Source organism: Rhizobium sp. J15, from assembly GCF_002531825.1.
In the GTDB taxonomy this organism is placed as follows: domain Bacteria; phylum Pseudomonadota; class Alphaproteobacteria; order Rhizobiales; family Rhizobiaceae; genus Rhizobium.
The window spans coordinates 1-18690 of record NZ_NWSX01000018.1 but is presented as its reverse complement, the minus strand read 5'-3'; the positions used below and the strand labels follow the sequence as shown (position 1 = coordinate 18690).

The following is an 18690-nucleotide window of genomic DNA, read 5'->3' as shown; positions in this document are numbered from 1 at the left end:
GGCAAACCTCCCAAGACATAGAGATCCGAGAGGCATTTCAGATGATTTTCGACAAGCAGAGCCTGCTTTCCGACGCGCAGGCAGTGACCGCCGATGCGGCCAGCACCAATGTGATCAATCTCGGCCCGATCGCCACCGGCACGGTGCGCAACATCGGCAAGGGCAAGAAGATCCCGTTTTCGATCCAGGTGGTCGAGGCGTTCAACAACCTGACCTCACTCGAGGTGAAGGTGCAGGTCGACGACAACGAGGCCTTCGCCACGCCGAAGCAGGTCGGCACCACCGGCGCACTTGCGCTCGCCGACCTCGCGCTCGGCAAGCGGCTCAACATCGACGTGATCCCGCGCGACGCCGACGAGCGCTTCTTCCGCCTGTTCTACGATGTGACGGGAACGGCGCCGACATCAGGCAAGATCACCGCCGGCGTGGTCGCGGCTTCGGAGTAACCGGCCATGGTGACGGTGATCGCAAATGAAAGGGGCTATTTCGACGGGGAGCTGCGCGACATCGGCGCCGCCTTCGTCGTGTCCGACGCGCTCTGGAACGACGAGGAAAGGCGGCCGAAATGGGCAAGGCTTGCCCCGCAGGGGGCAGGCGGCGCCTGGATCGTCAGGCCGAAAAGCGGTGAGGGTGACGGCGCGGCCGAAATCCCTGAGGACTGGCAGGGCCTGAGCGTGGCCGAACGCAAGGCGCTGGCGAAGGCGATCTCCGGCGAGCCGGCGCCGAATGTCAAGGAGGCGGACGGCGTGATCTCGGCGGAGGTGGAGCGGCGGGCAGCGGGGTCGAGCGGCAATGCGCCGACAGAGGCTGCCGTGTCGGGGAATGGTCTGCAGGAGGCTCTTGGTCTGCAGCAGCCCGATTGGGTCGTGCCTGCCGGGTGAAATACTGACGGGGAGGGCGCAAGCTCTCCCTCTGACTGTAGCTACAGCCGTCTACTTCTCTTTCGTCATTCTCTGGCTTGTCTAGGGCTGTCCGGTTCGTGCCGATGACTGCCCCTCACCCTAACCCTCTCCCCGTAAACGGGGCGAGGGGACGTGCCCTGCGAAAGCGTACGCGGGACGGAGAGGTCGCGACGATCCTCCTTCGCCCCGCGCGCGGGGAGAAGGTGCCGGCAGGCGGATGAGGGGCACGCGTCGGGCGAAATTCGTCAACAATCCGGGAGGGCGCGTTGCTCTTCCTTCCGCACTCCAAAGAAGAAACATTCCCATGGCCGAGATTTTCAATGAGCAGCGTGTGGTCGGCGTGCATATCGTTCCCGATGGAACGGTGCTGCACAATGGGCAGCGCGTGGTGGGTATTCGTGAGGCCGAGAGCGGCGTGCTGTTTACCGAGGGCCGGCGGGTGCTCGGCGTCAGCGTGCTCTCCGGCAGCGAAGTCATCTACAACGAGCAGGTTGTCATCGGCGTGGTGATCATTCCCGACGGGCGCACGCTCTATAACGGGATGCCGGTCGTCCCGGTCAACGGCAGCGGGCATCCGCCCTGGATCGCCGATACGAACCGCTACATGCCGGCGGCGACCCGGGTGGAGTGGCCGGGCGGCTTTACGCAGACTTATGCGGCTGGCCTCAATTATCAGGCTTCGGAACTTTACTTCGGGTCTCCCGACTACCCCACGAACAGCTTCCTGATCCCCTTCGTCGGCTTCGGTGTCCAGCAGGGCAACAACTCGCCGCAGGAGACCATCAATCCGAACGCGGATATGCTGATCGACGAAGTGTTCTTCCTGCATCCGGACGGCAGCGAATATCCGGTGCTGTTCGGCGGGCTTGCCGCTGCGACGGCGACGGCGGCGACCGGCATCGTCTGGGGGCAGGTGATGCTGCCGGCAGCTTTGCCGAGGCGGTCTATCTTTGGCATCCGCACGGTCTGGCACGGCACGGTCGGCAACACTTATATCGGCGGCTACCGCGTTCAGCGTCATCGCGGCGAGAAATATTGGGCGGCGGGCGACCTGGCATCCGTGCGGGCGCTGGCGGCCGCCGATGCGCCGAGCACGCCGGACCGGGACCCCGACGGTTTCTACAATACGGTGGGCAATGTCAGCAACTCGCAGCCGCTGGCCTATGGCCCGGCGCTGATCTTCGCCAAGGGATGGGATGGACGGCCGGTGCCGCTCGTGCTTTCCGACAGCCTCGTCGAGCGCCAGGAGATCGCCGCATCGGCGGATGCGCGCGGCAATATGGGCGTCTGGCGCCGTTGGCTCGACGTGCCCGATCCGGTCTGGGGCGAAACCATGCCGCTCATCATGGGCGTGCCGGGCGCGAAATCGCAGCTGGAGCTGACGGGCTCGGGCAGCACGATCGCGACGCTGCGCTGGGGACTGATCGACATCGTCAAGAACACCTATAATGGCGGCCTCAATCCCTGGACCTTCGTCTTCGACCAGTCGGGACGCAACGACAACAATGCCACGGCAAGCACCTGGGCGAATTTCAAGTTCGGCCTCATCGACCGCGTGAAGACCAGATATGGCGCCGGTACGCACGTGGTCGGTTTGACCCTCTGGCCGACCATGACGTCAACGGATGGCGGCCGAACGGCGGCTGCCTACAGCGTCCCCATTCTCTGGAACGGTGTGAGCGGCACCCTCAAGGCCGTCAACGACGCCATCAAGGCGTCCTCCCGCTATGCAAGGGTTATCGACGTGTTCGGTGCCTTCACGACCGATGCAGATCCATCCAAGGCACCGGCATCCGAGATGTTTCCGCTCGGCAAGGTGATCGGCCATCCGGGAAATCAGGACGGGGTGACGACCTGGGACACGATCAAGATGCCGTCGGGGATACCCCGCGGCGCTGTGGTCATCTTCGAATATCAGCCGGGTCTCTGGGCCGGGCGGACCGTCCTCAGCGAGGTCGTCAACGGCGACGGCACATCGAACTACAAGGTGCTGGAGATCTTCGCGACGAACGTGCAGGACAACGCCACCCTCTATGGCAAGGCCATGAACCTTGACTCCGGCACCGGCACCACAACGCACGTTCATCCGCTGCTCTACACCATCCTCAGGACCGTGAGCCGCATCCCTCAGTCGGAGAAGATGAAATTCTATCCGGCGTGAGTCAGGAGGCGCTGTTCTACATTAAAGAGTTAGAGCATGATGTCGTCCGAAAACCGCTTCACTTTTCGGCATCATGCTCTAGGCATGCCGCCCGCCGGCCATCAGCCGAAGCTGATGTTCGTCGTGGACGCCCTGGCGATAAAGCTCGATGATGAGGGCGCCGATCTTTTCGGCTTTCTCGCTCCCCCTGTCGATATCAAGCTCGATGCAGAGAGCTTCATGAACGCGCCGGCAAACGTCGAGATCCGCGGAGGCGAGCGGTTCGTCGCGTGTGCTGAACAGCTTGTCTGACATCGGCTGGCCCTTTTCGATGTCGGTGAATCGCTGTTGAGAAAGATAATTTCGCGACGTTTCTTCTGCAAGATGGACGAAGGCCCGAATCTCGCAACAGTGAAAACGCTTGAAATGAAGGACGCGAGCGATCGAGACGGACCGGCGGAACGCCGGCGCGTCGATCTCGCGGCCGCAGAGCGTGGGAATCTATTTCGCCTCGGGAGCCTTGCCGCCTTCGCGCGACAGGCGCAGTTCTTTCAGCCTTCGCGTCTTCTCCCGGCGGGCCCGCTGCTCCGCCTCGATGGTTTCCTTGGCGGCTCGCTCGGTATTTTCGAAACGATCCTGCCGATAAGCCTTTGATGAGGGTTCACGTTCTCTTTTCATGGGCGTGAAACGCGAACCGGCGGAAACGGTTTCATGGAAAATGGCGAAAGCGGCCGGCAATCGACTGATCTCTTGCGGGAAAAGCGGCTTTTGGCGGCGGACGGCCGCCACCATTTGCTAGACACTCTCCAATTAGGGTTCGTGATGTGGGTGCCTAGCGTTCCGCTCAATTCTCATTGATCGTAAAAACCGTGCAACTTTCCCAATCGCCGGAGCGATAGAAGACCTCTACGGCTAATTCTGAGAAGGTGGATCAACTTAACGGCGTGATCATGAATTGCTATGGCGCGGGAGGGGTCGAGTGTTCGGCCGCCGCTCTCAAAGTTTCCACCGGTAGCTTCAGTAAATAACTCAATTGATAGCCGCTCGTACTCGTCCTTTCGCTTCCCGCAGGCTTTTGCCATTGCTGGATAAAGCAAGGTCGTTGCTGCATGCGCAGCTCGAACGCGCGCAGCAAGAGCTTGGTCTTCATTTTTATCGGCGGGATGTTTGAGCCAGTAATTTTGCCCCGCTTCAGAGAGTTTTTCTATATCCTTGATGTGTTCGTTAACAACCGCAATGTCTTCTGCCCAAGCCACGCGAATTTGTTGCAGAAGCCAAGCGACCACTGCACCGATCACGAGGAAAATGAGCTTGTCGCCCCAGTCAGTGGTGAGCAATTTGGCGATCTTCTGGCACGGCGTTCGTTATGTAAGATGCTATTGTATCGCGGAAGATCATTAGATGAGGCTTAGTGCATCGAACCTCGAGGAATTCTCGCACCTCATCGCGGTCAAATTTCCTAAGCCTTATGAGCCCGGCAAACGCTTCTTCTAGAAACGACGAGCCAAATGACCGAACACCATCAATATCGACAGTCACTTTCTGGTGTGACAACTTTGCAGCGCTCAGCGCCGGCGCAAGAAACTCATCTCGGAAGCGCGTACCATTATGTGCGCCGTCGCCGGAAAAGCGACCGGACGGATAGGGGCTAAATTCTCTCGCAAGATCTATGATCATGAGCTGACAACCGCCGATGTTTGTTTAAGTTCCACAGTCCATTCAATCAACGTGCCACCTATAGAGAATGGTACTGCGCCTGACCTCAGTCGTCCATTGGAATCGCGAACGCACCAACCGCCTCGACTATATACGCTTAACTTGCCTCGGCCTGTTCGCTCTATCACCTCAACCATCTGCGGGAGTCCCTTGCCTCGGTGCCGCTGGTCTGTTCGTGAGCCGCCGTGTTTCATTGCTGCGCGTATGTATGTTCCGTCATTTTGGAAGTCAAATTCCGGGCGTTGCTTCAAAGTACGAGCTAAATAATTCACCACCCTCTCAAGACGTTCAATTCGTGGATATGTCACAGGGATCGTTATGCCTTGATCATATACCACAACAGTTAAAGACTGATTTTCTCGATCGGCGGTGGCTGCAACCCAAAGCTGACCAATATGAGGATAGTCCGGCTCATAGTCGGCAGGATACGCATGGTTCGTGACGTTGCTCATTGCCTCGCTTAAGCCAGTTAGAAGTTCAATTATAATTCCTTCCGGGATATTTCCATCGGGATTGATAAACGAACCCAGCTTTTGCAGGGCGCCGTCAACTTGATCCAAATCGTCGGCATTCTTGGTGCTGACGATTTGCATAGTGCGAGTGGCCCCCTCTTCAATCACCACATCATCCCGCTTTGGCGTGATGCCTACTATCTCAAAAAAGCCTATCTGGTAGAGTTTGCGAAAGACATCACCGTTCCAACGGTCAAGGTCAACGGTCGGTGTGATTTCTGAGTATGCCTTGCTTAAACGTTCAAATTCAGCTGCGAGAACAACTGCGGCTGCGGTCGAAATATATATAGGATAAGAAAAATCCGCATACCCTCCGACCCTAGGCATTCCTCTGCTACGATCAATTACCTTATGCTTAGATTTTATTGCGGCGTATGATGCAACTCGCAACTCCTCCATGAAACGCATACTTTCATCGAGGTTTTCCCTAAAGCACAGCTTTTGGGGCGGTCGCGTTGGTTCGCGCATACATAGCGCCCACTCAGGTTCTCCTCCTTGCCAGATCTGCACGCGCGTAATGTGCCGCTCCGCAGGTTTAACTTGAAGCAAGTCCGGTGGGCGCTTTCGATTTCGTCTTCGATACTCGTTTGCGGCCCTTATTATGAGCCAGCGTCGCCGACTGTAGTATAGTTTCTTCAATTCGAACCTAGCTCAAGGCATTGCGGGGTGGCAGGTTCTCACAATCGAAAAGCGAGTCAAGATGACGATTTAATCAGCCACAAAAAGTAACTCGGATGATGGCAGCTTCATTTAGACCGGGCGCCTTGCCGGCGCCCGGATTTTGCGATGATCAGCTCTTGATGAAGGCCAGCAGGTCGGCGTTGATGACCTCGGCGTTGATGGTGCACATGCCATGCGAGAATTTCTCGTAGACCTTCAGCGTCGCGTTCTGAAGGAGCTTGGACGAGAGCAGGGCGGAATCGGCGATCGGGACGATCTGATCGTCGTCGCCGTGCATGACGAAGGTCGGCACGGTGATGATCTTCAGGTCCTCGGTAAAATCGGTTTCCGAAAAGGCCTTGATGCCGTCGTAATGAGCCTTGGCGCCGCCCATCATGCCCTGGCGCCACCAATTGTCGATCACCGGTTCCGACACTTTCGCGCCGGGACGGTTGAAGCCGTAGAAGGGGCCGGCCGGGAGATCGCGGTAGAATTGCGCGCGATCGGCGGCGAGCTGGCTGCGCAGGCCGTCGAAGACTTCGATCGGCAGGCCGCCCGGATTGGCTTCGGTCTTGACCATGAGCGGCGGCACGGCGCCGATGATCGCCAGCTTGGCGACGCGGCCCTGGGGCTGGCCATGACGGGCGACATAATGCGTCGCCTCGCCGCCGCCGGTGGAATGGCCGACATGGATGGCGTTGCGCAGATCGAGATGCTCGACGACGGCGGCAGCATCCGCCGCGTAATGATCCATATCGTGGCCGTCGCCGACCTGGGTGGAGCGGCCGTGGCCGCGGCGGTCATGGGCGACGACGCGATAGCCCTTGTGCAGGAAGAACAGCATCTGGGCGTCCCAATCGTCGGAGCTCAGCGGCCAGCCGTGATGGAACATGATCGGCTGGGCGCTCTTTGACCCCCAATCCTTGTAGAAGATCTCGACGCCGTCCTTGGTGGTGACTGTGCTCATGGCATGGCTCCCTTGGGTGGTTGGATTGATGCAGGCGGAAGTCCGCGCCGTCGCCGGCGCAATCGGGCAAAGATCATGGGCGCGGGCGAAAGATTGCGCCGGATGCTGATGTGCGTATCTAATCCGGCTTTCTACCGAATTGATATGACAGATTTCCATAAGCGACCGCGCAGATAAGTAAAGCTACGGAGGTCACAGTCAGGGCGTTCTTGGGGTGGGGTCTTGCCGCGCGCCCGCCTCGTCCTTCGAGGCCCCTTGCGGGGCACCTCAGGATGAGGCTCTCTTGGCCTTGAGCGTATTTATGGCGCCAACCATCTGCGCACTAACGTCAGCCAACCCAAGGGGCTGACCGACATGACATCCATTATTTCCATCTGCAATCTGGCGCTCGCTTCGATCGGCAAGGACAGCATCAATGCGCTGAGTGAGCCGACGGTGGAGGCGCGGGCCTGCAACCGTTTCTTTGCGCCGGCGCGCGATGCGCTGCTGCAGGCCTATCCCTGGCGCTTTGCCGGCAGGACGCGTTCGCTGGCCGAAATCGTAAATGATCGGCCGGGGGAGTGGGCCTATGCCTATGACCGGCCGGTGGACTGCCTGGCGATCCGCGGCATTCGTTCGGCGCTCGACGTGACGGGCGAGACTTCGGTGGGCGGCGTCTTTTCCGGGGGCGCGTCCACCGCGGGCGGGCACGCCTATGATGCCGAGGGCGGTGTGATCTATTGCAATATCTCGCCGGCCTATCTCAATTTCACCGAGCGGCTGACCGATCCGACGAAATATACGCCGCTCTTCGTCGATGCGCTCTCCTGGCATCTCGCCGTCAGGCTCGCCATGCCGCTGACGCGCGATCCGCAGGTGCGCGCCGATGCGTTTCAGCTTGCCAACAGTACGCAGGCGCTGGCCCAGACGGCGGACGCCAACGAGGGCTGGGACGGCACCGATGACCAGGACGGGCTGACGGGAGGGCGGGCGAATGGCTGATTTGCGCGCCTACCAGCCGTCCTTCGGCGGCGGCGAACTGTCGCCGGCGCTCTGGGCGCGTGTCGACCAGGTGAAATACGGCAGCGGGCTGAAGACGGCGCTCAACCTCTTCATCAATCCGCATGGCGGGGCATCGAACCGCGCCGGGCTCGCCTTCATCCGCGAGGTGAAGGCGAGCGCCAACGAGGCGCGGCTGATCCCTTTCCAGTTCAACACCGAGCAATCCTACGTGCTGGAATTCGGCCATCTCTACTTCCGGGTGTTTCGGGACGGCGGGCTCGTTCTATCGGGGGCAACACCTTACGAGGTGACGACGCCCTATGTGCATACCGCGCTGGACGAGCTGGTGTTCGTGCAGGAGGCTGACGTGATGTATATCTGCCATCCCGACTATCCGGTACGCAAACTGGCGCGTCTCGCCGACAACAACTGGACACTCTCGCTCGTGACCTTCGCGCCGAAGATCGCCGCACCGACAGGTGTGAGCGCGGCGGCGATCGTCGGGTCTGGAGGCACGACGAACGGCTATTGCGTCTCGGCCATCGATAGTGAAAGCGGCGAGGAAAGCCTTCCTTCGACGGCGGTTTTCGTCAACAACGACCTGACGGTGAGCGGCCGCAAGAACCGCGTCAGCTGGTCGGCGGTCGCGGGCGTCTCGCGCTATATCGTCTACAAGAGCGACAACGGCGTCTACGGCTATATCGGCGGCACGGCGGGGCTCTTCTTCGATGACGACAATATCGCGGCCGATCTTGCGGACACGCCGCAGAAGGCGCGCAACCCTTTCAACAGCGCCGGCAACTATCCGCGCTGCGCGACCTTCATCGAGCAGCGGCTAGGCTTCGCCTCGACGAAGAACGATCCGCAGGCGGTCTGGCTGTCGCAATCGGCCAATTACGAGAATTTCGGCTATTCTTCGCCCTCCAAGGCAAGCGATGCCGTGACCTTTCGCATTCGCGCCCGGCAGGTGAACGAGATCCGCTCGATGCTGGCGCTGCGCGGGCTGATGCTTTTGACGTCAGGCGCCGAATGGATCGTCAGCGGCGGCTCGCAGTCGGACGCGATTTCTCCCTCTTCGATCAAGATCGACAACCAGGGCTATCGCGGGGCGGCCCGGGTGCAGCCGATCGTCGTCGGCAATACGGTGCTCTTTGCGCAGGAGCGGGGCGGCGTCATCCGCGACTTCAGCTATGTCTATGCCGAGGACGGCTTCGTCGGCAAAGACCTGACGATCCTGGCTCGCCACCTCTTCGAGAACCGGCGGATCAAGGCCTGGGCCTATGCCCAGGCGCCTTATTCGATCGCCTGGGTGGTGCTCGACAACGGCGCGCTGGTTTCGCTTACCTACCTCAAGGAGCATGACGTCTGGGCCTGGACGCGCCATGAAAGCGGGCCTGACAATGACGCCGTCTTCGAGGATGTCACCGTGATTGCCGAGGGCAACGAGGATGTGCCTTACTTCCTCGTCAAACGCACGATCGGCGGCCAGGCCCGGCGCTATATCGAGCGGCTGCACAGCCGTGTGTTTCAATCGGTCAGCGACGCCTTCTTCGTCGATTGCGGCCTGACCTATAGCGGCGCGCCGGCCAGCGTGATCGGCGGTCTTTCCCATCTCGAAGGGCAGAAGGTGGTGGCGCTTGCGGACGGCAATGTCGTGCGCAACCTCACCGTAAGCGGTGGCGCGGTGACGCTCGATGTCGCCGCCTCCAAGGTGCATGTCGGCCTGCCGATCGTTTCGGCGCTGCAGACGCTCGATATCGATCTCGGCAATGTCGCCGGGCTCGGCACCGTGCAGGGACGGCAGAAATCGGTCAGCAACGTGACGCTGCGGGTGGAGCAGACGCGCGGCATCTTCATCGGCCCGCGCGATGGCGCGCGCGGCGACGAGCATCTGGTGGAATACAAGCAGCGCTCGACCGAGGATTGGGACGATCCGATCGAGCCGATCACCGGCGATATCTCGCTGACGCCGCAATGGGACTGGGATACCGGCGGCAACATGTGGATCAAGCAGTTCGATCCGCTGCCGATGACCATTCTCGCCATCATGCCGGATATCAGTCTTGGCCGGTGAGATCCGCGTCGTGCCCTTCCGCTCCCTCGACCTGCGCACGGTCGCCCGGCGCATGCGCAGGGCGGACCGCGACGAGGTGTGGAAAGCCTCCGGCATGACGCCGGTGGAGGCGCTCAGCTATTCGCTGCGCAAATCATCGGCCGCCTGGACGGTTTTCATCGACGGGCGGGCTGAAGCGATCTTCGGCGTCGGCGCCATCAGCATCCTCGCCGGCGTCGGGGCGCCGTGGCTGCTCGGAACCGACGCCATCGAGCGCCATGCCGCCGGTTTCCTTCGAGGCTCGATCGAGTGGAGGGACCAACTGTTGCGGCACTATCCCATTCTGAGAAACCTCGTCGACGTCGACAACCGCGTCTCGCTGCGCTGGCTGCGTTGGCTGGGTTTTTCGATCTTCGATCCTATCAGCCTGCGGGGTCATGAATTCCGCCCATTCGAATTGAGGTCCAGCGATGTGTGATATCGGTCTTGCCCTGACGCTCGGCTCGACACTGGTCGGCGCCGCCGGCAGCGTGCAGCAGGGGCAGGCTGCGAAAGCGGCCGGCAAATACAATCAGCAGGTCGCCGAGATGAACGCCGAGCTTTCCGAGCGGCGCGCCCAGGATGCGCTGGAGCGCGGGGCGCAGGAGGAGCAGCGCAAGCGGCAGGAGGTGGCGCGGATCATGGGCGCGCAGACGGCCGCGATGGCGGCGAACGGCCTCGACATCAGCTTCGGCTCGCCGCTCGACACGCTGGTGGATACCGCGACTCTCGGCGAGCTGGACGCCCTGACGATCCGCACCAATGCTTATCGCGAGGCCTATGACTTCCGTGTCGATGCGGTCAACCAGCGGGCGGGCGGCACGCTGGAGCGGATGAAGGGGGATGCGATAGCCAAGGGCAGCTATATCGAGGCTGCCGGCACGATCCTGACCGGGGCCGGCAAATATTACGAGAAGCGCTACCCCACCACCGCCACGACAGCCACCAACAAGAAATGAGGCCGAGCCATGGTCACCGTTCCCGAATATCAGAGTAATGTCGCGACGCGGCCGATCTTTCAGAGCAAGCTCGACGTCAAGGCTGACGCCGAAAACTTCGGCGCGGCCATCGGCAGAGGCATGGTGAAGCTGTCAGAGGGAATGGAGAAACTGGAGACGTCGATCTCCAACGTTAAAGCCGCCAAAGCAGCTGCCGCCGAAGCAGAACGCGAGAAACAGCAAGGTACGGTGAAAGGGGCCGGCGCGGCCGAACAGAAGGCACCTGATCCCAAGGCACTCGACAATGTCATGCGCGCCAAGGACCGCGAGACCCAGCTTGCGGCCTGGGATCGCAACGCCCGATACGGCGAGGGCGGGTTCATGACGCTGACCGGCCAGGCGGCAGTCGACGGCCGGGCCGATTACGAGCGGCGGCTGATGGAAAAGCGCAAGGAAATCGGCGCCGACCTGACGGGCGAGGCGGCGGAGCTCTATGGCCGTGCAGCCGATGCCAGGATCAATGCTTCGCTGCAGAGCGCCGTCGTCTATTCCGGCCAGCAGCGCAAAGTCTGGTTTCAGCAGAATGCCGCCCAGCGCGTCGATAGTTTCGCCAGGGACGCGGTGGTGAATTTCACCCGGCCCGATCTGGTGACGAAGAACGTCGCGGCCGGCCTTCTGGAACTGCAGGAGCAGGGGCGGCTTGAAGGCTGGAGCGGCGATACCATGATGGCGCGGGGCAGCGCGTTCGTCTCCGGCGTCCACAGGGATATCACGTTGCGGCTGGCCGAGGACGATCCGATCGCCGCCGACCATTACCGGAACGACCATGCCGGGCAGATGACCGGCGCCGACAGCGACATGCTGACGGAAGCGCTCGAAGGCGAGATCAGCAACGAACACTCCAAGCGCGAGGCGGGCGCGATCCTGACCAGGGGCAGGCAGGTTTCCACACTGGCGGCCGATGCCGCCGGCGATCTCGTGGATGCCGGAGAGTCAACCGGCCGCACGGTGGCTGATGCCGGGCCGACACGGTTTCGCCAGGCGCTTGCCGCGCGGGCTGCCGGTGGCGGCGCGGAGGCCGTCGACAGGCTGGGCGAGAGCTTTGCGATGAACCTTGCGGCGATGATCGAGGATGCGCCGCCCGCCATTCGCGACGGGCTTGAGATCATCGGCAGCGCGAAGGGGGCGGCGAATGCCGTCGATCTCGGTTGGAACGGACGGCCGCTGAAATCCGGCGCTGCGCCGAGGCAAGTGTTCGACTACGTCCACGACAATGCCGCCCGATACGGCATGTATTTCCCGATCACCGACGATCCCGAGCAGGCCGCGCCGTTTTCGACGCGCGGCGGCACGGTGGCGCCGCGCGGCAACAAGGTTTCGCCGCGTGCGCTCGGCCCCTCCGCCGACGATATCGACAAGAGCCTTGCCGATATCCGCGACGAGAAGGTCCGCCAGCTCACGCAACGGCGCATCCAGACAACGCTGGAGACGCAGGCAAGGGCCGAGGACGCGCGGATAAAGCAGGCCAAGGCCGAACTCTGGCGGGCGATCGACGAAGGCAAGACGCCCGACGACGTGCCGCGGGAGATCCGCCAGGTGGCCGGCATGGAGGCGGTCTCGGCGGCGTGGAACTACATGCAGACGGCCGCGAAGGGACGCGCGGGGCAGGTGGACGAGGTGCTGCTTTATGATATGCGCAGATATGCGGCGATGGATCCGGATGGGTTTGCCGAGGTCGATCTCAGCGATTACCGCGGCCGGCTGGGTGGGGCATTCTCACAAGTGGCGGACCTTCAGGTTGCTACGCTGACTAGGCAGGCGGAGGTGAAACGCGAGGGTTTGCAGCTCGCTAAAGCCTTCGCGGAATCGGAAACGCAGCTCGAAGCGGTTGGGATTACCGCAAATGGCAAACACGGCGCCGAGCAGCAGGCGGCGATCCAGCAGATCGCGCGGTTTCAGAACGCGCTCGCGGCTGAAATGGCGGCGTTCAAGAAGGTGAACAACGGAAAGTCGCCGAGCGAACTCGATATTTCGTCGATGCGCAACGAGTTGCTGCTGCCGCTCGTACTGCGCGAGCCGAGATTTCTTTGGTGGGATAACGAAAGGGTCATCCCGGCGTTCGAGGTGATAACGCAGCCGGAAAATTCGGTGATCGAAGTGCTCGATTGGGCGGATCTTCCAGTGAATTCGCGACAAGCGCTTGAGCTTGATCTCGCGCGCAAGATGGGCGAACGGCCGACGGAAGCTCAGGTGAAGGCCTACTACAAGGACATCGCAGCCGATAGCCAGCGAACGACGTCTGCGCAGCCCAGCGGCAGTGCCACGCCGAGACCCGCCGCTCCCAATAAATAACGTCATGGCGGTGCCATATCGCTTTCATGCCATTGGTCGTCCCGACCGCGTCATGGACGTATCGGGTGGCAACGCGGTCTCGCGGAAGACAATGAAATAGAGGAGCCGAGGCGGTTGCAGGCAATTATTCCACTTGCAAATTGATGACCTCTTCTCTTTCACGACGGCAACTGTCTAGATCCTAAACTTGCGTTTCCAACCATTCATGGAGATAAGCCCTTGGAAACGCCGGCAGAAAATGAAGTGCGCAGAAGTCAAGAGCAGGCGGATATCGCTGCTGCAAACCTCATTCTTAATTCCTCTAAGGACGAACCGGACGAGGCGGCAAGCGATCTGAAGCTCGCCGATGAGTTTGCCAAGGTGACCGGGGGACCGGTGCCGCCGCAACCATTGGTAAAGCAGTATCGTAATGTCTTTCAGCAAAAAATCGAGGAGGAGCGCAACAGGGCGCTCCTTGCAAAAGCGCCGCGCTTGGCGGACTGGCTGCGAGACCCAGAGAATGCGGGCGTGGCTCGTGACGATTTATCCAATTTGTCATGGTGGGAGGGATTCTCACGCGGCACTTTTGCGACAGGGCAGCGTTCGTTCGAGCGTCTTAAAACAGGTTACTATCAACATAGGTTTGAGCAGACGAGCGGCCGCGCTGCTGACCGCCTGAAGACGTTTGACCAGTTGGTTGAGGAAAGCCGTTCGACCTACATCGATCCCGCAGGTAATGAACATCGCGCATGGGATGGTTCTGAATATGTTTTCGGCTTCACGCGTTGGATCGATGCACGATATGCCGATCTGATCGGCACTGATGACAATGTAAGCGCGGCGGAATTTGCTGCTTTGATGCAAGCGTCTCGCGATCGATTGGAGACTATTCCGAAATCTCACATCGCCCAGGAGTTTGAATCCAAGGCACTCGTTAAGGATGCAAGCGCCCGCGATACATTCGTGAATTTTGCATCGGCTTTCTGGGACAATCCACTTGGCGGCTTTTCGTGGTCACTCGAAACAACAGGTGAACAGCTGCCGGTACTAGCCGCCGCAGGGCTTACGACTGCCGCGACCCGAAGTCCCGCTGCCGGCCTAAGGATGCTCGGCGCTGCGTCCTACGCGAACGAACGCTATTTATTTCCCGCTGAGTTTTACAAAGAAAAGGGGTTCGATCTCCACAAGCCCGAAGATATTCAACGTCTGATTTCAAACCCCGATCTGATCAAAGAAGCCGCCGATCGCGGCGCGGTTCGCGGTGCCGTCATTGCTGCGTTCAATGTCGTCTCCGGCGGGCTGGGTGAGCGCGTTCTTGCGCGTAATCCGTTTGTCAATGTGCTTGCACAGCGTACCCAAGAGGTACTTCTCGGCGCGGCGGGTGAGTATGCCGCTCGGCGAGCAGCAGGTCAAAAAATCGATTGGAACGAGATAGCGAAGGCAGCTTTTGCGCAAACGATAGCGATGGCTTCCGTCAAGGCCGGCAAGGCTGCCCTTAAAATCGGCAACAAACGCACTATCGCTGCTGCGGGAACGGCACTCCGGCAAACATTCCAGGACATCTCCGCTCAGGCACAGTCTTCTCTTTTGCGAACACGCTGGCCTGCGAAATTCCGGCGGTTCGTCCAGCACGCGACGGCGAATGGCCCTGCCGAGAACCTCTACGTGCCAGCTAACGAATTTGCCCGATATTTTCAGACAAAAGGGGTCGATTCATACCAGTTTGTCGGCGATCTCAATGGGGTGACGCGTTGGGATCTCGATACGGCGCTTGCCGATGGCGGTGATCTAAGAATTCCAACTGCGACCTATGCCGAGAAAATCGCAGGCTCCGAACACGATGCGTTCTTCATGGACAACATGCGGTTCGATCCCAGCGATGCGACGCCGAAGCAGGCAGCCGACTTCGCGAGGGAGGCTGAGAAAAATGCCGAATCCGCCAATATCGATGATAGGGCGCGACGCGCCGTCGAGGGTGTGGAGGAATATACCCGAGCGACCCCTACCAACGGCAAGTCGCAACGTTTCATCAAGGAAGCATCTGGCGATGGCAAGGCCATCGACACGGATGAACAGGCGCGCCGTGCCGTCGAGGGTGCGGATGAGAAGGCTGAAACCGCTCCGGCCAATCGACCGTCACGGCGCGGTCCGAGCGAAGCACCCGAAGGTAAAAAATCCGCCTACCCCAATAAGCAGGCGCGGCGTGCCGCTGAGGCGAGGGATGAGAAAACGGAGGCCGCTTCTGTCACTGAGGAGAGGCGCCAAAGGGCAAATAAGACATCTGAAAATAGGAAGTCCGTCGATGTCAGTAAGCAGACACGGCGCACCGGCAAGGGTGCGGATAAGGACGCTGAGGTAGCGCCTGTTGGCGGAAAGCAACGACGCAGCGCGAGCAAAACGTCTGACGATCAGAAATCCGTCGGCCCCAACAGGTCGGCAGGACGCGCCGCCAAGGTCGCGGACAAGGACGCCAAGGCTACCCCGGTCAGCGGAAAGAGACGGCGCCGTAGGAGGAAAGCGCGCCAGGATGCCAGACGCCACTGAAGTTTGTTGCGCGCGGACTCTCGCACCAGAGTCCGCCAGCGGGCGCTGACATTTCTCTCCGAATATCCACCCCGGCCAGATGGGGAAACAACCATCGGCGCTTATGGTCTTCTTGAAACCAAGCGAGTGACGGCACATGACGATTTCAAGCACGAACAGCCGGTCCGGTCCCTATCCCGGCAATGCGGTGACCACAGTCTTCGACTATGATTTCTTCATCGCCGACGAGCGGCATCTGCTCGTCATCAAGCGGCGCGCCAATGGCGATGAGGAGATACTGACGCTCGACGCGGATTACAGCGTCTCCGGCGTCGGCAATCCCGAGGGCGGCTCGATCGATACCGCGGCGGGCGGCGCTCCGACTGCCGCAGAAACGATCACCCTGCTGCTCAACGTGCCCTTTACCCAGGAAACGGAACTTGAGAACCAGGGGCCGTTTTCGGCAAAGACGATCGAAACCGCGCTCGATGTCGCCGCACAGCGCGACCTGCAGCTGAGCGAGCGGCTGGACCGGGCGATCGTCGTCTCCCCGACCTCGACGCCGACGGAGATCGCCGAGCTGATCAACGGCGTGTTGCGGCTGGCCTCGATCATCGAGGCGGTGACGGAACTGGCGGGTGTGGCGCAGAGCATCCCGCCGGCGGCCGATGTCGCGGCTGAGATCGCGACCGTTGCGACGGTTGCGGCCGAGGTGGCCGCCGTTGCCGCAATCTCGGCGCAGACCGTCGCGGTTGCCGGCGTTGCGGGGGATGTCGAGACCGTTGCGGCCAATATCGACGACGTCAGAAATTTCGCGGATGTCTATCTCGGCGCTTCCGCGGTCAACCCCATTCTCAGGGCTGACGGATCGGCGCTGCAGGTGGGCGATCTCTATTTCAACAGCGCGGACCAGGCCATGCGCGTCTATGGCGGCGCCGGCTGGGTGCCGACCGACGGGACCGTGACGGCCGCGAAGATCTCCGATCTGCAGGCCGACAAGGACGCCATCGCAGCCAAGCTCGTCATGCCCGATTTCGTTCGCGGGCTGGTTCCGAACCCGAATGCCGGCGTGCCGCTCACCAGCCTCGATATCAGCGTCGGCGATGCGCGCTTCGGCGGGAAATACATCTCCTTTGCCGGGATCCTGACCAAGAGGCTGAACGCCGCCTGGTCCGAAGGTTCGAACGGCGGCTTCCTCGACACTGGCGCGGCCGCGGCAAGCAAGACCTATCATATCTATGTGCTGCGCAAGCTTACCAACATCACGGTGGGCGACTTCATCGCGTCGCTTTCGAATGTTTCGTCGGGCGTGACGGTGCCAGCGGGCTGGGAGATTCTGCCGAATAGCCGGATTGGGTCTTTTTTGACGAATGCCAGTTCGCAGATTGTTGGGTTCAAGCAGTATGGGAGCCGGGTGAAGTTCCTAGCGGTCGTCGCTGAGGTTAGCTCATCCTCGGTGTTCAACCTCCCTACCTACAACGCGGTTGGCCTTCCCGATGGCGTTTCCGTAGATGCTCGTGTGTTCTTGCAAGCGCAGGCGAGCAACGGCTCAGCCGTTAGCCTCCGTTGTGATACCGAGGAGTCTCTGGGCGCAAATGGTAACGCTAACCTCTATATCAATGTCATAAGCAACACCAGGCTCCAGATTGGAGGGGGAGTGCGAACAACAGCCGCCGGCTTGTTATGGGTGCGTTTTGATATTGCTGTCGGCACCGGGGATTGCGCTCTGACTACTGAGGGGTGGCATGACTATATTGTACCTAGGGCTGGTGGATGACTACAACCCACATTGTGGGAGTCTACTACAGGTTCTCGATGAGCATCTCGACGTCCAAATCTACCCCCTGCAGTCGCTTCTCACTCTGTATAAATGGAACTTTAAAGCTGCAATCACCCCAGGAGGTCGAGGTCATGGAGCCCATCTCCACTTCGGCTGAAGAGCTCCGCGGAAAAGAGGCGCCATCAGAAACAAGACGGGGCCGATCTAGGTCGTCGGATCCCAAGCGCCTCTTCGCGTAATCATAGGCCTCTATATCGACATAGAGCAAAATCAGGCCGAGTAAAATTCATGGATGAGCAAGTTAGAGCGGAGATCGAAAAGCTCCAGGAAAGGGTGAGTGGGTTGAAGGAGCGCGTCGTCAATCTGGAGGCGCAACAGCCCCACATCAATGCCGCCTTGGTGCGGATCGAGGGTAGTGTCGAGAAGCTGACGAACAGGATCGGAAAAGCCATTTGGGCTGTTCTTACCCCAGTCATCGTGCTGGCAGTTGGCGCCACCTTCAAGATCGTCGTATCGGGTGCTTCCGCACACCTCGCTCCGTAATTCGGACTTCAATTCTTGCCGGCTCCAAGGAGGCATTTGACATCACAAGCGTCATCATTCGCATTGCCCTGCGTTATTTCGCTGCTGTGTTGGTGGTGAAGGGTATCCTCTCGCCGGAGGTCGGCGGCCTGATTTCGAGCGACCCAGATTTTGCGATGATGGTCGAAATCTCCGCCGGCGCTTTTATCGGTCTTTCTGCCGAAGTTTGGTATTACCTTGCCAACCGGTTCGGGTGGGCGCGATGAATTGGTTGGCCAAATTTCTTTTTGGTGGCGTCATGGAGGCCTTTACAGCGCCGCTGTTGTCCGCCTGGAAGGCGAAGCTCGATGCCGAGACAGATGAGAAGCGCCTTGCAGCCGAGCAGGCGATAAAAGGCATCGAGGCGGCGCGCGATATCGCTGTTGCCGAGGCTGCCGACCGCTGGAGCGCGACACGGGTCGGCCGCTGGCTGATCGTCGTTCCCTTTGGCATCTGGTGGGCGTCGATCTATCTCGTTCAGATCGTCAATCCGTGGTTTGGGCTTCATCTCGTTGTAGTCGACGTTCCACCTGACATTCACAGCATGGCGCTAGAGCGTCGGGCGATTAATTTGCAGCGCATCCGGC

The 18690-nt window shown here is 60.5% G+C and carries 18 protein-coding genes; 12 read left to right on the top strand and 6 right to left on the bottom strand.

Features of this window, described 5'->3' with window-relative positions; genetic code table 11:
* The first annotated feature begins 41 nt into the window (after positions 1-41).
* The 3 genes from CO670_RS17125 (at position 42) to CO670_RS17115 (ending at position 3063) form a co-directional block, all read left to right on the top strand.
* A complete protein-coding gene (locus CO670_RS17125; RefSeq protein ID WP_097591334.1) occupies positions 42-446 on the top strand; it encodes a Bbp16 family capsid cement protein in 405 nt (134 codons plus the stop codon).
* Between the two features lie 6 nt (positions 447-452).
* Positions 453-881 carry a hypothetical protein gene (locus CO670_RS17120; RefSeq protein ID WP_097591333.1) on the top strand — a complete coding sequence of 143 codons (429 nt, stop codon included), beginning with the start codon at positions 453-455 and terminating at the stop codon, positions 879-881.
* Positions 882-1443: 562 nt separating this feature from the next.
* Positions 1444-3063: a hypothetical protein gene (locus CO670_RS17115; RefSeq protein ID WP_097591415.1), complete on the top strand. Its 1620-nt coding sequence runs from the start codon at positions 1444-1446 to the stop codon at positions 3061-3063.
* 78 nt (positions 3064-3141) lie between these two features.
* Here CO670_RS17115 and CO670_RS17110 read toward each other — a convergent pair whose 3' ends face one another.
* The 6 genes from CO670_RS17110 to CO670_RS17085 all read right to left on the bottom strand — a co-directional run bounded on the left by CO670_RS17110 (position 3142) and on the right by CO670_RS17085 (position 6897).
* On the bottom strand, positions 3142-3357 hold the full coding sequence (locus CO670_RS17110; RefSeq protein WP_088673560.1) for a hypothetical protein: 216 nt from the start codon (positions 3355-3357) through the stop codon (positions 3142-3144).
* A gap of 186 nt (positions 3358-3543) precedes the next feature.
* Positions 3544-3834, bottom strand: a complete 291-nt coding sequence (locus tag CO670_RS17105) for a hypothetical protein (protein ID WP_097591332.1) — start codon at positions 3832-3834, stop codon at positions 3544-3546.
* Positions 3835-3893: 59 nt separating this feature from the next.
* Positions 3894-4379, bottom strand: coding sequence for a hypothetical protein (locus tag CO670_RS17100; RefSeq protein WP_097591331.1), 486 nt, complete (start codon positions 4377-4379; stop codon positions 3894-3896).
* Positions 4366-4719: an STAS-like domain-containing protein gene (locus CO670_RS17095; RefSeq protein WP_210202687.1), complete on the bottom strand. Its 354-nt coding sequence runs from the start codon at positions 4717-4719 to the stop codon at positions 4366-4368. Before CO670_RS17095 ends, CO670_RS17100 begins: the two co-directional genes overlap by 14 nt.
* Positions 4716-5738 (bottom strand): ATP-binding protein, encoded by a 1023-nt coding sequence (locus CO670_RS32570; protein ID WP_141502320.1) that lies wholly within the window; start codon positions 5736-5738, stop codon positions 4716-4718. Before CO670_RS32570 ends, CO670_RS17095 begins: the two co-directional genes overlap by 4 nt.
* Positions 5739-6060: 322 nt before the next feature.
* A complete protein-coding gene (locus CO670_RS17085) occupies positions 6061-6897 on the bottom strand; it encodes an alpha/beta hydrolase (protein ID WP_097591329.1) in 837 nt (278 codons plus the stop codon).
* Between the two features lie 354 nt (positions 6898-7251).
* Here CO670_RS17085 and CO670_RS17080 point away from each other — a divergent pair, with 354 nt between their 5' ends.
* The 9 genes from CO670_RS17080 to CO670_RS17035 all read left to right on the top strand — a co-directional run.
* Complete coding sequence (locus tag CO670_RS17080) at positions 7252-7878, top strand: hypothetical protein (RefSeq protein ID WP_097591328.1); 627 nt, start codon at positions 7252-7254, stop codon at positions 7876-7878.
* On the top strand, positions 7871-9952 hold the full coding sequence (locus CO670_RS17075; protein WP_097591327.1) for a hypothetical protein: 2082 nt from the start codon (positions 7871-7873) through the stop codon (positions 9950-9952). The genes CO670_RS17080 and CO670_RS17075 overlap by 8 nt, the downstream gene beginning before the upstream one ends.
* Complete coding sequence (locus tag CO670_RS17070; RefSeq protein ID WP_097591326.1) at positions 9942-10409, top strand: hypothetical protein; 468 nt, start codon at positions 9942-9944, stop codon at positions 10407-10409. The genes CO670_RS17075 and CO670_RS17070 overlap by 11 nt, the downstream gene beginning before the upstream one ends.
* Positions 10402-10929, top strand: a complete 528-nt coding sequence (locus tag CO670_RS17065) for a hypothetical protein (RefSeq protein ID WP_097591325.1) — start codon at positions 10402-10404, stop codon at positions 10927-10929. Before CO670_RS17070 ends, CO670_RS17065 begins: the two co-directional genes overlap by 8 nt.
* A gap of 9 nt (positions 10930-10938) precedes the next feature.
* On the top strand, positions 10939-13260 hold the full coding sequence (locus CO670_RS17060) for a hypothetical protein (protein WP_097591324.1): 2322 nt from the start codon (positions 10939-10941) through the stop codon (positions 13258-13260).
* Positions 13261-13479: 219 nt separating this feature from the next.
* Positions 13480-15783, top strand: a complete 2304-nt coding sequence (locus CO670_RS17055) for a hypothetical protein (protein WP_097591323.1) — start codon at positions 13480-13482, stop codon at positions 15781-15783.
* Positions 15784-15919: 136 nt separating this feature from the next.
* Complete coding sequence (locus CO670_RS17050) at positions 15920-17539, top strand: hypothetical protein (RefSeq protein ID WP_097591322.1); 1620 nt, start codon at positions 15920-15922, stop codon at positions 17537-17539.
* A 291-nt stretch (positions 17540-17830) separates the two neighbouring features.
* Positions 17831-18085, top strand: coding sequence for a hypothetical protein (locus CO670_RS17045; protein ID WP_097591321.1), 255 nt, complete (start codon positions 17831-17833; stop codon positions 18083-18085).
* A 241-nt stretch (positions 18086-18326) separates the two neighbouring features.
* A partial coding sequence (locus CO670_RS17035) for a hypothetical protein (protein WP_141502326.1) occupies positions 18327-18690 on the top strand: 364 nt, incomplete at its 3' end.